Source organism: Micromonospora sp. NPDC049645 (assembly GCF_040675155.1).
Taxonomy (GTDB): domain Bacteria; phylum Actinomycetota; class Actinomycetes; order Mycobacteriales; family Micromonosporaceae; genus Micromonospora.
This window is the reverse complement of sequence record NZ_JBFAOI010000013.1, coordinates 67463-82151: the sequence shown is the minus strand read 5'-3', so window position 1 is coordinate 82151 and position 14689 is coordinate 67463. Positions and strand designations below refer to the sequence as shown.

Here is a 14689-nt window from a genome sequence, read left to right as displayed (position 1 = left end):
ATCACCCCGATACCCGCAGGAGGTCCCCCGGCGACACCTGAAGGACGTCCGCGGCCCGCCCGCCGTTGACCGCGACCGCGACCAGGCCGGCCGAGTCGACGTACACGACCAGGCCACCGGCCGGGGCGTCGCCGAAGGTCCGACCGTGCGCCGCCGGAAGGGCCGGCGCGGATCCCGGCGGGCCCACCCGGAGCGTTGCCGGCAGCGGATCGAGCAACTCCGGCGGTGCGGCCAGTTGGACGTTTCCGAAGTGGTCCACGGTCAACACCTCGGTGGTGAAGCCCTCGGCGTCCCGGGTCACCGTCGGCGTCGGCAACCGGACCAACCCCGCCGGGTCCACCGGCGGTCCCGCCTCGGCCAGCGGCGCGCCGAGCGCCAGCCGGGCCGCCACCGGCGCGAAGATGTCCCGGCCGTGGAACGTGCCGGACACCCGGGCGGCCAGCCAACGTGGCTCGGTCAGCTCGACCGCGTCGGTCACCCCGCCGAGCGCGGTGGCCGCGTCCAGCAGCAGACCGTTGTCCGGGCCGACCAGCAACCCGCCCGGGGTGGCCAGCGCGACGCCCCGCCGGGCGGTGCCCACCCCCGGATCGACCACCGCCACGTGCACCCCCACCGGCAGGTACGACACGGTCTGCGCCAGCACGGCGGCACCGCGCCGGACGTCCGCCGGCGGCACCAGGTGGGTCACGTCGATCACCCGGGCGGTCGGCGCGATCCGGGCGATGATCCCGTGACAGGCGGCCACGAAGCCGTCGGCGAGACCGTAGTCGGTGGTCAGCGAGATCCAGGGCACGGCGGACATCCCCGCAGGCTAGTGGAACGGGGTGGCGGATACGGGACAGCGCAGTGGCCGACCGGCCCCTCCCGCCACCGGTTGGCGTTGGGCAGACTGCCCTGGTGACAACACGGAACCTCCCCGCGATCGGAATCCTGCTGGTCGCCGTGGCGCTCGCCGCCGGCTGTGGCAGTGACGACGATGGTCGCCCGGAAGCGGCCCCGTCGGCCTCGTCCGAGTCGACCTCGACCGCGCCGACGACCCCGGCCTCGCCCGATGTCGCCGCCGCGAGCCCGCCGCCGACCGCCAGCCAGGGGCCGACGGAGCGGCGTGCGGCCAGCCCGCCGCCGGCGGTGCTACCCAAGCGTCCGGCCAGTGCGCCGGGTGCGAAGCAGGTCGTCGACGCCTTCCGGGCCGCGGGCCTGAAGGTGTCGCACCCGAAGGACCGCTCGGTCGACTGCGGGCCGGACGGCCTCGGCCTGGGGTGTTCCGAGTTGGTCGCCACCGACGGCGTCACCGTCTACGTGTTCCCGGACGAGACCAGCGCCAGCGACATCGCCGAGACCTGGAGCGGCCAGTCGTACCGGCGTGGCGCGGTGGTGCTCAACTACCTGGAGGCGAAGACCCCGGCCGCCGACCGGCCGCGCTACCAGAAGGTCCTCGACGGCCTGCGTTGAGTGGTGGCGGCGGCGATGCCGGGGGCATGTCGCTGCGATGAGCGGTATACCTCTGAGGCATAGATATGACTCACAGGTATACCGCTCGGTCGAATGTGACCGGGTCGCCGTTGCGCGTTCGGGCGCGTCAGCCGCGCAGGCGTAGCCCACGCGGAGTGGCCCGGAAGCCGGCGGCGGTCAGCGCGTCCCGCAGCGGCGAGGAGTGCACCGCCTCGCCGTCGGCCCGCTCCACCGACATCGCCCCCAACGCTCCGGAGTGGACCGCGTCGGCGAGCGCCTTGCCGGCCGCGGCGAGCGGGTCGGCGTCGTCGCTGAACGAGAGCAGCGTCCGGCCGCCGCGTTCGACGTAGAGGACGAGGTCGCCACCGACCTGTACCACCAGGGCACCGGCCTTGCGGCCGGCCCGGTGCCCGGTGGCCGGGGTGGCCCCGTCGCCGGAGTCGACGACCCGTTCCGGCCAGGGCAGCGCCGCGCCGTACGGGTTCGCCGGGTCGGTCGCGGCGAGCACGGTGGCCGCCGCGCCCCGGCCCCGGGCGCCGTCGGTCGGCTCGGCCAGCGCGCGCAGCCGGTCCACCGCACCGGGTACGGCGAACTGCGCCGCGCCGAGCCCTTCGACGAAGTAACCCCGGCGGGCTGCGCCGCGTTCCTCAAGCGCCGACAGCACCGGGTAGACCGCGGCGAAGCCGCCGACGACCTGCTCGGCCATCACCGCGCCGCGGGTGACCACCCCGTGTCGCTCCAGCAGCAGGTCGGCGAGCGCGGCGGCCCGCCGGGTCGGGTCGAGGTCCCGATCCGGGAGCCGCGACCAGCGGCCGGCGACCGTCGGCGGGCCACCTCGGGTGGGCAGCGCCACCCGACCCGGCCGCCGGTAACGGGTGCGGGGCGCGGACGGCCGTGCGCGGTGCGCGCCGCCGGCGCCCAGCACCGCGCGCAGCGGGGCGAGGGTGTCGTTGGTGAGGTGCCCCGCCCAGACCAGGTCCCAGATGACCCCGGTCAGCGCGGCGTCGTCGGTCGCGCCGACCCGGTCGGCCAACGGGCGGAAGAACAGCGCCTGCCCGTCACCGAGCGCGTCGAGCACCGCGTCGTGCAGCGGAGTACGGGTCAACGCCTCGTCGGGCGGCGGGAGCAGCAGCGGCGCGGCGTCCGCGTACGCCAGGGTGATCCAGCCGTCACCGCCGGAGATCGCGCCCGACCCCGCCCAGAGCACCTCCCCACTCGCGCACAGCTCGTCGAGCTGGGCGGGGGAGTAGTCCGCGACCCGCGCGGGCAGCACCAACCGCTCCAGGGCGGACGCCGGCACCGCCGCGCCCTGCAACTGCTCCACCGTGGCGGCGAGCGCCTCCACCCCTCGGGCGGACGAGCCGACCTGCTGCCAGCGGGGCAGGAACGTGGCCAGCGCCCGGGGCGGCACCGGCTCGATCTCCCGGCGCAGCGCCGCGAGTGAGCGCCGGCGCAGCATCCGCAGCACCTCGGCGTCGCACCACTGGGCGCCGGCCGAATCAGGGGTGAACTCCCCGGAGACCACCCGCCCGGTGGCGCCGAGTCGGCGCAGCGCCTGCTCGACGACGAACACGCCGAGCCCGAAGCGGGCCGCGCAGGTGGCCGCCGCGAACGGCCCGTGCGTGCGGGCGTAGCGGGCCACCAGGTCACCGAGCGGGTCGGCCACCGGCGCCAGGTACGCCTCGGCCACCCCCACCGGCAGCGCCACGCCGAGCGCGTCGCGCAGGCGGGCCGCGTCCTCGACGCCCACCCAGCGTTGCTCGCCCGCGATGCGCACCCGCAGCACCCGGCGGGTGGCCTCCAGCTCGCGCAGCCAGGTCTCCGGCACGCCCCGTTCGGTCAACTCGGCGTCGCTCAGGTCACCGAGCACCCGCAGCAACTCGACGACGTCCTCGGCGTCGCGGGGACGGCGCTGCTCGGTCAGCCACCGCAACTGCCGATCGGTCTCGGTGAGCACCGCCGGGTCGAGCAACTCCCGCAGGTCGACCCGGCCGAGCAGCTCGCCGAGGAGCGTGGAGTCCAGGGCGAGCGCGGCGGCGCGGCGCTCGGCGAGCGGGGCGTCGCCCTCGTAGAGGAACGCGCCGACGTAGCCGAAGAGCAGCGACCGCGCGAACGGGGACGGCGCGCTGGTCTCCACCTCGACCAGCCGGACCTTGCGGGTGGCCAGGTCGCGCATCAGCCCGGACAGCGCCGGCTGGTCGAAGACGTCCTGGAGGCACTCCCGGGCGGCCTCCAGGGTGACCGGGAAGTCCGCGTACTCGCGGGCGACGTCGAGCAGTTGCGCGGCGCGTTGCCGTTGCTGCCAGAGCGGTTGGCGGCGGCGCGGGTCGCGGCGCGGCAGCAGCAGTGACCGCGCGGCGCACTCCCGGAAACGGGCGGCGAAGAGGGCGGAGGTGCCGACCGACTCCTCCACGAGTTGGGTGATCTCGTCCGGCTCGAAGACCACCACGTCGGCGCCGGGGGGCTCGTCGGCGGTGTCCGGCAGGCGCACCACGATGCCGTCGTCGGAGGGCATCACCTGGGCGTCCATCCCGTACCGCTCGGCCAGCCGGCGGCCCACCGCGAGGGCCCACGGCCCGTTGACCCGGGCGCCGAGAACGCTGTGCACGGCCAGCCGCCAGTCACCCAGCTCGTCGCGGAACCGCTCGACAACGACCGTGCGGTCGTCGGGTAGCGAACGGGTCGCCTCCCGCTGCTCGCGCAAATACGCCATCAGGTTGCCGGCGGCCCAGTCGTCCAGCCCGCCGTCGCGCAGCGTGGTCAGAGCCGCCTCGTCGCTCTGGCGGAGCAGGGTGCGCACCCGGGCGCCGATGGCCCGGCCCAGCTCGACCGGCCGACCCAGCTGGTCGCCCTTCCAGAACGGCATGCGCGCGGCCTGCCCGGGGGCGGGCGACACCAGCACCCGGTCGGGGGTGATCTCCTCGATCCGCCAGGAGGACGACCCGAGCAGGAAGACGTCACCGACCCGGGACTCGTAGACCATCTCCTCGTCCAGCTCGCCGACCCGGGCGGCCCGCTCGGCGCCGGCCAGGAACACCCCGAACAGCCCCCGGTCGGGGATGGTGCCGCCGCTGGTCACCGCGAGCCGCTGTGCGCCGGGGCGGCCGGTGAGCAGGTCGGTGGCCCGGTCCCAGACCAGTCGGGGGCGCAGCTCGGCGAAGGCGGTGGACGGGTAGCGGCCGGAGAGCATGTCCAACACGGCGTGCAGCGCCGAGTCGGGCAGCTCGGCGAAGGGCGCCGCCCGGCGGACCAGCACGGCCAGGTCGCCGAGCGCCCACGGCTCCAGCGCCACCATCGCGACGATCTGTTGAGCCAGCACGTCCAGTGGGTTGCGCGGGTAGTGCAGCTCCTCGATCGCGCCGTCGGTCATCCGCTCGGCGACCACCGCGCAGGAGAGCAGGTCGCCGCGGTGCTTGGGAAAGACCACGCCCCGGGAGACCGCGCCCACCTGGTGCCCGGCCCGGCCGACCCGTTGCAGCCCGGCGGCCACGCTCGGCGGCGCCTCGATCTGCACCACCAGGTCGACCGCGCCCATGTCGATGCCCAGCTCCAGGCTGGAGGTGGCGACCACGGCCGGCAGCTGGCCGGACTTGAGCGCCTCCTCGATGTGCTTGCGCTCCTCCCGGGAGACGCTGCCGTGGTGGGCGCGGGCGATCACGGGTGCCGCCCCGGTGGCCGCGCCGGCCTGGGCCATCACCTCGGCCGGCGGCCGGTTGCGCAGCGGACCGGCGGGGCCACCCCACCGCTGCGCGCCGGAGGCCGGGCCGTCGTCGACCGCCGGGTGGTCGCCTGCCGGCGACCCCTCGGGTACGTCGAGCGCGCCTTCGTTGGACGCCGCGGCGACCGCTTCGGCGGCCAGCTCGTTGAGCCGGGCGCAGAGCCGCTCGGCGCTGCGCCGGGAGTTGGTGAAGACGATCGTCGAGCGGTGCTGCCCGATGAGGGTGAAGGCCCGCTCCTCCACGGCCGGCCAGATCGACGCCCGACGCGGCCCGGGGCCGCCGAGGTCGTCCTCGGAGGGTTGTTCCTGCTCGTCCAGGCGGGTCATGTCCTCCACCGGGACCTGCACGCTGACCTCGATGGTCTTCGGGGTGGCCGGCTGCACCACGTCGACCGGGCGGGCGCCGCCGAGGAACTGCGCGCAGGCGTCGATCGGCCGGACGGTGGCCGAGAGGCCGATGCGCTGCGCCGGGGTGGGCAGCAGCTCGTCGAGGCGTTCGAGGGAGAGGGCGAGGTGGGCGCCGCGTTTGCTGCCGGCCACGGCGTGCACCTCGTCGACGATCACCGTCTGGATGCCGCGCAGCGAATCGCGGGCCGCGGACGTGAGCAGCAGAAACAGCGACTCGGGCGTGGTGATGAGGATGTCGGGCGGGGTGCGGGTGAAGGCTCGTCGCTCGTCGGCGGGAGTGTCGCCGGTGCGCATGCCGACGGTGATGTCGGGCGGTGCGACGCCCAGCCGGGTGGCCGCCTGCCGGATGCCGGCCAGCGGGGCGCGCAGGTTGCGCTCCACGTCGACGGCGAGGGCCTTGAGCGGGCTGACGTAGAGCACCCGGCACCGCTGGCGGGCCTCGGCCGGGGCGGGCTCGCGGGCCAGTCGGTCCAGGGACCAGAGGAACGCCGCGAGCGTCTTGCCCGAGCCGGTGGGTGCCACCACGAGCGCGTTGCGACCGGCGGCGACCGACCGCCAGGCGCCGGTCTGTGCGGCGGTGGGCGCGGCGAAGGCGGCGTCGAACCAGGCACGGGTCGCCGGGCCGAACCCGGCGAGCACCGTGCCGCCGGCTGCGTCTGCCTCGGTCACCGGTCCATCCTGCTCCTCCGGTACGACAACGACGAGCGACCTCGCGACGGAATGAGCCAACAAAAGGCAAAAAGCGTGGAACGTGCGCTTAATACGTTAAGTCTCACTTAACTGCTTGCTTCTAAGGAGCAACATAAAGTAACTTCACTCGCAACGCGAACCGGGGTGAGGGGATTTGATGGCCGGCGAGCAGCACACCGTCGAACCGGGCACCGACGTGCTGATTCGCAAGGTCGACAGCCACCTCGCCGCGCTCCGCGCCGGACTGCACGGCCCCGAGCTCGAGCTGGCCGAACGTCTCGCCCGCTGCCTGCGCGAGCTGGTCCTGTGCACCGCCCACGCCAGTGCCGCCGACCGGGGGCAGGTCCGCGTCGCCGTCCACTACTTCGTGTTACGTCGTGAGAGCCGTGGCCGTCTGCTCGCGGTGCGGTCACTGACCGCCGCGGAGCGGGTGGTCGAACGGGTCGTCCGTCAGCTCGGCCGCCTCGACCTGCTGGCCGAGCTGCATCGCGACCGCCCCGCGCCGGACGACGCGCAACCCATCGGCAACGCGCTGCTGCGCTGACGCACCCCGCCTGTTCCCGTGTTGATCAAGAGGTTTGCGTCAGGAGCCGGGGCGAGGCTGACGCAAACCTCTTGATCAACGGCGGAGGAGCGGGGTGGGGTTGGGGTGGGGTTCGGGCGAATTCCGGCAAAATCGCCCGGCCGGGAACGAACTGGCGTCTGATCGCTGCTAGGCGCCACCGCTGCCACGGCGTCGGCCACGTCGATCGGGAGCGCAGGTGCTGGTACTGCTCGTCCTCCATCTCGTGGCGGCCCTCGCCGCGCCCCTGCTCGTCCGCTGGTGGGGTCCGCGCGCGTGCTACCCGCTGGCGCTGGCACCGGCCGCCGCGTTCTGCTGGGCGGTGGCCCGCACCCCGGTCGTCGCCGACGGCGGGGCGGTGGTCGAGACGTACCCGTGGATCCGACAGTTGGGCCTCGACATCGCGTTCCGGCTCAGCACGCTCTCCTGGCTGATGACGCTGCTGATCGGCGGCGTCGGCGCGTTGGTGCTGATCTACAGCGCCCGCTACTTCAGTGCCGGCTCCACCGGGCTGGCGCAGTACGCCGCGGTGCTGGTCGCCTTCGCCGGCGCGATGCTCGTCCTGGTCTTCGCCGACGACCTGCTGCTGCTCTACGTCGGCTGGGAGTTGACCACGATCTTCTCGTACCTGCTGATCGGGCACAGCACCGAACGGCGGTCCAGCCGCTGGGCGGCGGCCCAGGCGTTGACCGTCACCACGCTGGGCGGGCTCGCCATGCTGGTCGGGTTCATCATGCTCGGCGAGCACGCCGGCACCTACCGCTGGTCGGAGATCGCCGGGCAGCCGCTGCCCGGCGGCGGGTACCTGGTGGGCGCGGTGCTGCTGATCCTGACCGGCGCGCTGTCCAAGTCGGCGGTGCTGCCGTTCAGCTCCTGGCTGCCGGTCGCGATGGCGGCACCCACGCCGGTGAGCGCCTACCTGCACGCCGCCGCCATGGTCAAGGCCGGCGTCTACCTGGTCGGGCTGCTCGCGCCGGCGCTCGCCACGGTCGGCCCGTGGCGGCCGGTCGTGCAGGTCGCCGGGGTGGTCACCATGCTGATCGGCGGTTGGACCGCGTTGCGCCAGACCGACCTCAAGCTGCTGCTGGCGTACGGGACGGTCAGTCAGCTCGGCCTGCTGGTCGCGGTGACCGGCTCGGGCACCCCGGACGCGGCCCTGGCCGGCACCGCCATGTTGCTGGCACACGCGCTGTTCAAGGCGGCGCTGTTCCTGGTGGTCGGCATCATCGATCACGGTGCCGGCACCCGCGACCTGCGCGAGCTGTCCGGGGTGCGGCACTGGTCCCGGCCGCTGTTCGTGGTCGCGGTGCTGGCCGCGGCGTCGATGGCCGGAGTGCCGCCGCTGGTCGGCTTCGTGGCCAAGGAGGCGGTGTTCGGGGCGTTCACCGACCAACCGGCGCTGCTCACCGGTCTGGTCGCCGGGACGGTGCTCACCGTCGCGTACAGCGCCCGATTCCTCTGGGGCGCGTTCGCCGACCGGCCGGGGGTGACGCCCGTGCCGCCGGGGGCGATCGCCACGTCGCTACTGGTCCCACCCGCGGTGCTCGCCGGTGTCGGTCTGCTCGCCGGGCCCGCCGCGAGTGTGCTGGACGACCTGCTACGCCCGTACGCCGATCTGCTCGGTGGGGTCGGCGCGCACCTGGCGCTCTGGTCCGGACCGACCCCGGCGCTCGGCCTGAGTGTGTTGGCGCTCGGCGGCGGCGGCCTGCTCTTCGCCGTGCGCGGGCCGCTCGCCCCGGTGCTGGCCCGGCTCCGGTCGCCGGTGGGGGGCAACCAGGGGTACGAGTGGCTGGTGGGCCGGTTCGACCGGCTGGCCATCGAGGTCACCAGCGCGACCCAGCGTGGCTCCCTGCCGCAGTATCTGGGCGTCATCCTGGTCACCCTGGTGCTGGTGCCCGGTACGGCGATGGTCTCCGCCAGCCCCTGGCGGGCTCGGATTCCGCTCTGGGACACCCTGCTGCAACCGGTGGTCGTGCTGGTGATCACGGTGGCGGCGGTGCTGGCGGTCGGTGCCCGCCGCCGGCTGACCGCGATGCTGCTGGTGGGCGTGACCGGCTACGGCACGGCGATGCTGTTCGTCCTGCATGGAGCACCCGACCTGGCGCTCACCCAGTTCTTGGTGGAGACCTCGACGATCGCGGTCTTCGTGCTGGTGCTGCGTCGCCTGCCGGAGCGGTTCTCGGCCCGCCCGCTGCGCCGCACCCGGTGGGTCCGCCGCGCGATCGGGGTCGCGGCGGGCGTGGTGGCCGCCGGGCTGGCGCTCACCGCGGCCGCGGCCCGCCGGGCGCCGGACATCTCCGCCGCCTTCCCGGATCTGGCGGTGGTGCACGGGTACGGCCGCAACGTGGTCAACGTGACCCTGGTCGACATCCGGGCCTGGGACACGATGGGCGAGCTGGCGGTGCTGGTGGTGACCGCGACCGGGGTGGCCAGTCTGATCTTCGAGCGGTCCCGCACCGGGCCGCGGCCGCAGCGGGCCGAGTCGGACCAGCAGGGGGGTGGGCAGGGCCGGCCGGTGTGGCTGCGCGGCGGCCCCACCCTCTACGAGGAGCGTCGCTCGATCGTGTTGGAGGTGGTCATCCGGCTGATCTTCCACACCGTGGTGCTGTTCTCCCTGTTCCTGCTCTTCTCCGGGCACAACGCCCCGGGCGGCGGCTTCGCCGGCGGTCTGGTGGCGGGCCTCGCCCTGGTGGTCCGCTATCTGGCCGGCGGCCGGTACGAGCTGACCGAGGCGGCCCCGATCGGTGCCGGCGCGATCCTCGGCGCCGGGTTGGCGGTGTCGGTGGGCAGCGGTGTGGTGGCACTACTGGTGGGTGGGTCGGTCCTGGAGAGCGCCAAGGTCGACTGGGCCCTGCCGCTGATCGGCGACGTCCATCTGGTCACGTCGCTCTTCTTCGACATCGGCGTGTACCTGGTGGTGATCGGGTTGATGCTGGACATCCTGCGCAGCCTGGGGGCCGAGGTGGACCGGCACATCGAGGCCACCGGTACGGCAAGCGGCGGCCTTGCCGTCGACAAGGGAGAGCGGGCGTGAGCGCGAGGAGTGAGCCGGGTTTGCGAGCCCCGCAGTCGCGAACAGAGGTGTCACGGTGACGGCGGGTGGCGCGGGGCCGACGTTGGTGCTGGTGCTGGCCGTCGCGGTGCTGGTCGGTTGTGGGGTGATCCTGCTGTTGGAACGCAGCCTGACCCGAATCCTGCTTGGTGTGATCATGCTCGGCAACGGGGTCAACCTGTTGATTCTGTTGGGCGGCCGGTCGGGCGGGGCGCCGGTCGTCGGCACCGGGCCGGTGCGGCGGATGAGTGATCCGCTGCCGCAGGCGATGGTGTTGACCGCCATCGTGATCACGTTCGGGTTCACCGCGTTCCTGCTCGCGGTGGCGTACCGCAGCTGGTATCTCTCCGGCGACGACGAGGTGCCCGACGACCTGGAGGATCGGCAGATCATTCGTCGGGCCGGTCGGCGCGAGGCGGGCGCGGTCGACCTCGGTGGGGAGGGCCCGGACGGCGACCCGGAACAGGTCGATCCCGAGCCGGCCCGTCGTCGGCTGCGGCGCGGGGATGAGGCGTGATGAGCACTCTGGTGCCGCTGCCGGTGGTGGTGCCGCTGCTCGGCGCGGCGCTGACCCTGTTGCTGGCCGGCAGGCCCCGGCTGCAACGTGCGATCAGCGTGCTGTGCCTGGGTGGCACGCTCACGGTGGCGGTGCTGCTGCTGGTGCAGGCGTACCGGCATGGGCCGGTGGTGGTGGCGGTCGGGGCGTGGCCGGCGCCGGTCGGCATCGTCCTGGTGGCCGATCAACTCGCCGCGCTGATGCTGGTGGTGTCCTCGGCGGTGACCCTGTGCGTGCTGCTGTACTCGATCGGCCAGGGGCGCAGCGAGACCAGCGAGAGCAGCCCGGTGTCGATCTTCCACCCGACGTACCTGGTGCTCACCGCGGGTGTCACCAACGCGTTCCTGGCCGGTGATCTGTTCAACCTGTTCGTCGGGTTCGAGATCCTGCTGGCCGCCAGCTTCGTGCTGATCACCCTGGGCGGCACCGAGACCCGGATCCGGACCGGGTCGACGTACGTGGTGGTCAGCATCCTCGCCTCGATGATCTTCCTGACGTCGCTGGGTCTGGTGTACGCGGCCACCGGCACGCTGAACCTCGCCCAGCTCTCCCAGCGCCTCGACGAGCTGCCCGGCGGTGTCCGACTGGCCCTGGAGCTGATGCTGCTGCTGGCTTTCGCGATCAAGGCGGCGGTCTTCCCGCTGTCGGCCTGGCTGCCGGACAGCTATCCCACCGCGCCGGCCCCGGTCACGGCCGTCTTCGCGGGTCTGCTGACCAAGGTGGGCGTCTACGCGATCATCCGGACCGAGACGTTGCTGTTTCCCGGTGGGCGGGTCGACGTGCTGCTCATGGTCGTCGCCGGATTGACCATGGTGATCGGCATCCTCGGCGCGGTGGCCCAGTCCGATCTGAAGCGACTCTTCTCGTTCACCCTGGTCAGCCACATCGGCTACATGATCTTCGGGGTGTCGTTGAGCACCGCCGCCGGGCTCTCCGGCGCGATCTTCTACGTGGTGCACCACATCACCATCCAGACCACGCTGTTCCTCGTCGCCGGGCTGGTCGAAGAGCGTGCCGGCAGCACCGACCTGCGCCGCATCGGCGGGCTGGGCCGGGTGGCGCCGCTGCTCGGTGTGCTCTTCTTCGTCCCGGCCATGAATCTCGCCGGGGTGCCACCGTTCTCCGGCTTCCTCGGCAAGCTCGGCCTGCTCCAGGCCGGGGTGGCGGTCGGCGGTCCACTGCCCGGGGTGCTGGTCGCGGCCGGCACGCTGACCAGCCTCCTCACCCTGTACGTGGCGTCCCGGGTGTGGAACATCGCCTTCTGGCGCGCGCCCCGGCTCGCCACCAGCGAACCGGTCGTCCGGCTGCCGAGGCTGATGGTCGGGGCCACCGTGGCCCTGGTCGCCCTCGGGCTGGCGTTGACCGTGCTGGCCGGTCCGCTCTTCGACGTCACCGCCGACGCGGCGGCGGACCTGCGCCTGCGTACCCCGTACGTCCGTGCCGTGCTGCCGGGCGGCGTGCCGTGACCGGCTCGCGGCCGACGGCCGGGACCGCCGGCCGGCCGGAAGCGTTGCCGGGCCGGTTGGGGCGCTGGCGGGACCGGGCGGTGGCACTCGGGTGGCTGGTGCTGGTCTGGAACCTGCTCTGGGGTGACATCAACTGGGCCAACCTGGTCGGTGGCCTGGTGGTGGGTGTGGCGGTGCTGATCTTCTTCCCGCTGCCGGCGGTCAGCTTCGGTGGCCGGCTGCGGCCGTGGGCGCTCCTGGTGTTCGCGGGTCGGTTCGCCGTCGAGCTGGTCACCGCGAGCCTGCACGTCGCCCGGATCGCCGTGCAGCCCGGCTACCGGCCGCGCGGGGCGATCATCGCGGTCCGGTTGCGGTTGTCCACCGACCTGAACCTGGCGCTCACCGCCGAGGCGGTCTCGTTGGTGCCGGGCACGTTGATCCTCGAGGTGGACCGGGACTCCGGAACGCTCTACCTGCATGTGCTGGACACCCACGGCCCGGCGGACCTGGACGTGGCCCGGGAACGCACGCTCGCCGTCGAGCGGCGACTCGTCCGGGCGGTGGGCTCCACCGCCGAACTGCGCCACCTCGACGTCGCCTCGTCCGAGAAGGGAAACCGCCCGTGACCACGCTCCTGGCCGTCGTCCTCACCGTTCTGCTGTCGGTGACCGCGCTGCTCGCGCTGACCCGCCTCTACCGGGGCCCGTCGCTGGTGGACCGGGTGATCGCCGCGGACATGCTGCTCGCCACGATGGTCGGCGCGGTGGGCGCCGAAGCGGCGGTCAACCGGCACGCCAGCACCCTGCCCGTACTGGTGGTGCTCTCCCTGCTCGGCTTCGTGGGATCGGTGTCGCTGGTCCGCTTCGCCGTCCGGGAGCAGCAGTGATCGCGACGATCGCGGACTGGCTCGGCGCCGCCTGTCTGGTGGCCGGGGCGCTGCTCGGGCTGGCCGCCGGGATCGGCGTACTGCGTTTCCCGGACGCGCTGTCCCGGATGCACGCGGCCACCAAGCCCCAGGTGCTCGGGGTGCTCCTGCTGCTGCTGGGCATCGCGTTGCGACTGCGGTCCGCGGCGGATCTGGGCATGGTCCTGCTGGTGGCGGTCTTCCAGTTGGCGGCGGCTCCGGTCGCGGCACAGATGATCGGGCGGGCCGCGTACCGGTCGGGGCGGCTCGACCGGGGCCTGCTGGACGCCGACGAGCTGGCCGAACGCGGGTCGGGTGGCGGGTCGGCGGGGCCGGCGTGACGACCTGGGTCGCCCGGTGAACCGGATGATTCGCTCCTTCGGCCCACCCCCAGCGGAGTCCCAGCCAGCGCCGATAAAATAGCGGCATGATCGACTCTTCTGCCCAGGAGGGCAGCAGTAGCCAGCCGGGTCGTGCCCGGCATATCCCCGTACCGACGACCCCGGGAGCCCTGAGCGACCCGTGTTGATCGTCGTTGGTCTCCTTTTGATCATTGTTCTCACTGCCGCCACCGGCTATTTCGTGGCGCAGGAGTTCGGCTATGTCGCCGTGGACCGGGGCAAGCTGCGCCAGCTCGCCGATGACGGCGATCAGGCCGCCGCCCGGGCCCTGACCGTCACCAGCCGGCTCTCCTTCATGCTCTCCGGAGCCCAACTCGGCATCACCGTCACCGCGCTGCTCGTCGGTTACGTCGCCGAACCGTACCTGGGCGGCGGCCTCGCCGACCTGCTCGGCGTGGCCGGCGTCAGCGAGGCGGTCAGCCTGCCGCTGTCGGTGACGTTGGCCCTGGTCATCGCCACCATCGTGCAGATGGTCCTCGGTGAGCTGGCCCCGAAGAACCTGGCCATCGCGCGGGCCGAGCAGTTGGCCCGGGCGCTGAGCCGATCCACCCTGATCTACCTGGCCGTCGCCGGGCCGCTGATCCGGCTCTTCGACCGGGCCTCGGTCCGTCTGCTGCGACGCGTCGGCATCGAGCCGATCGAGGAACTGCCCAGTGGCGCCACCCCGGCGGACCTGGAACAGATCATCGCCGAGTCCCGCGAGGAGGGCAGCCTCGACGCCGAGATGTCCACGCTGCTCGACCGGGGTCTGGACTTCCGCGAGCTGACCGCCGGGGAGGCCATGGTGCCCCGGGTCGACGTGCACACCGTACGGGCGCACGAACCGGTCAGCAGGGTCGTCGAGCTGCTGGACACCGGTCACTCCCGCTTCCCGGTGCGCGGTGCGGAGGGCGTCGACGACCTGCTCGGCATCGTCGGCATCGCCGACGTGCTCGGCGTACCCCCGGACGAGCGCGCCACCACTCCGGTGAGCGCGGTGGCCGGGCCGCCACTACTCGTACCGGAGACGTTGCCCCTGCCCACGGTGCTCGACCGGCTGCGGTCCGGGCATCGGCAGATGGCGTGCGTGGTCGACGAGTACGGCGGTTTCGCGGGCGTCATCACGCTGGAGGACATCGCCGAGGAGTTGGTCGGCCCGATCCGGGACGAGGACGACCCGCCGGAGCGCGCACCGGCCCGGCAGGACGACGGGTCCTGGGTGGTGCCGGCCCGCTGGCGGATCGACGAGGTCGCCGACAGCACCGGCATCGCCCTGCCCGAGGCCCCGGAGTACGACACGCTGTCCGGGTTGGTGATGCGGGAGCTGGGCCGGGTGCCGGAGGTCGGTGACCGGCTGGAGATCAGCCTGCTGCCCGAGGGCGCGGACGGCGAGGACGACGAGGACGAGCCTCGGGCGCTGGTCGAGGTGCTGGCCGTCGATCGGCACGTGGCCGACTCGGTGCGGTTGCAGCTGACCAAGCCGGAGGTGACCGCATGAGCGCGAGGAGCGAGCTTGCGGGCC

Annotated in this window: 11 protein-coding genes; 9 read left to right on the top strand and 2 right to left on the bottom strand. The window is 73.3% G+C overall.

The features are described from left to right. Window position 1: 1 nt before the first annotated feature. Window positions 2-802: an SAM-dependent chlorinase/fluorinase gene (locus AB0J33_RS25065; protein ID WP_363616486.1), complete on the bottom strand. Its 801-nt coding sequence runs from the start codon at window positions 800-802 to the stop codon at window positions 2-4. Window positions 803-897: 95 nt separating this feature from the next. On the opposite strand from AB0J33_RS25065, the gene AB0J33_RS25060 reads away from it, so the two are divergent. After that, on the top strand, window positions 898-1452 hold the full coding sequence (locus AB0J33_RS25060) for a hypothetical protein (RefSeq protein ID WP_363616484.1): 555 nt from the start codon (window positions 898-900) through the stop codon (window positions 1450-1452). A 127-nt stretch (window positions 1453-1579) separates the two neighbouring features. Here the strand turns inward: AB0J33_RS25060 and AB0J33_RS25055 are convergent, their stop codons facing one another. Then, window positions 1580-6247 carry an ATP-dependent helicase gene (locus AB0J33_RS25055; protein ID WP_363616482.1) on the bottom strand — a complete coding sequence of 1556 codons (4668 nt, stop codon included), beginning with the start codon at window positions 6245-6247 and terminating at the stop codon, window positions 1580-1582. Window positions 6248-6425: 178 nt separating this feature from the next. Between AB0J33_RS25055 and AB0J33_RS25050 the strand changes: the two genes are divergently transcribed. From AB0J33_RS25050 to AB0J33_RS25015, 8 genes are all read left to right on the top strand, one after another. Then, window positions 6426-6812: a hypothetical protein gene (locus AB0J33_RS25050; protein ID WP_363616480.1), complete on the top strand. Its 387-nt coding sequence runs from the start codon at window positions 6426-6428 to the stop codon at window positions 6810-6812. Window positions 6813-7029: 217 nt separating this feature from the next. Then, complete coding sequence (locus AB0J33_RS25045) at window positions 7030-9864, top strand: Na+/H+ antiporter subunit A (RefSeq protein WP_363616478.1); 2835 nt, start codon at window positions 7030-7032, stop codon at window positions 9862-9864. A 55-nt stretch (window positions 9865-9919) separates the two neighbouring features. Further along, window positions 9920-10399 (top strand): Na(+)/H(+) antiporter subunit C, encoded by a 480-nt coding sequence (locus AB0J33_RS25040; protein WP_363616476.1) that lies wholly within the window; start codon window positions 9920-9922, stop codon window positions 10397-10399. Then, window positions 10399-11904 carry a Na+/H+ antiporter subunit D gene (locus AB0J33_RS25035; protein ID WP_363616474.1) on the top strand — a complete coding sequence of 502 codons (1506 nt, stop codon included), beginning with the start codon at window positions 10399-10401 and terminating at the stop codon, window positions 11902-11904. The genes AB0J33_RS25040 and AB0J33_RS25035 overlap by 1 nt, the downstream gene beginning before the upstream one ends. Next, window positions 11901-12509 (top strand): Na+/H+ antiporter subunit E, encoded by a 609-nt coding sequence (locus AB0J33_RS25030; RefSeq protein ID WP_363616472.1) that lies wholly within the window; start codon window positions 11901-11903, stop codon window positions 12507-12509. Before AB0J33_RS25035 ends, AB0J33_RS25030 begins: the two co-directional genes overlap by 4 nt. After that, on the top strand, window positions 12506-12769 hold the full coding sequence (locus tag AB0J33_RS25025; protein WP_363616470.1) for a monovalent cation/H+ antiporter complex subunit F: 264 nt from the start codon (window positions 12506-12508) through the stop codon (window positions 12767-12769). The genes AB0J33_RS25030 and AB0J33_RS25025 overlap by 4 nt, the downstream gene beginning before the upstream one ends. Then, the gene (gene mnhG, locus AB0J33_RS25020; RefSeq protein ID WP_363616617.1) at window positions 12769-13128 is read left to right on the top strand and encodes a monovalent cation/H(+) antiporter subunit G; all 360 of its coding nucleotides are present in this window, start codon (window positions 12769-12771) and stop codon (window positions 13126-13128) included. The genes AB0J33_RS25025 and mnhG overlap by 1 nt, the downstream gene beginning before the upstream one ends. Before the next feature lie 181 nt (window positions 13129-13309). Then, on the top strand, window positions 13310-14665 hold the full coding sequence (locus AB0J33_RS25015) for a hemolysin family protein (RefSeq protein ID WP_363616468.1): 1356 nt from the start codon (window positions 13310-13312) through the stop codon (window positions 14663-14665). Window positions 14666-14689: the final 24 nt, after the last annotated feature.

Coding starts and splice junctions, on each gene's coding strand:
- AB0J33_RS25065 (WP_363616486.1), bottom strand. CDS start 802: ATGTCCGCCGTGCCCTGGATCTCGCTGACCACCGACTACGGTCTCGCC.
- AB0J33_RS25050 (WP_363616480.1), top strand. CDS start 6,426: ATGGCCGGCGAGCAGCACACCGTCGAACCGGGCACCGACGTGCTGATT.
- AB0J33_RS25035 (WP_363616474.1), top strand. CDS start 10,399: ATGAGCACTCTGGTGCCGCTGCCGGTGGTGGTGCCGCTGCTCGGCGCG.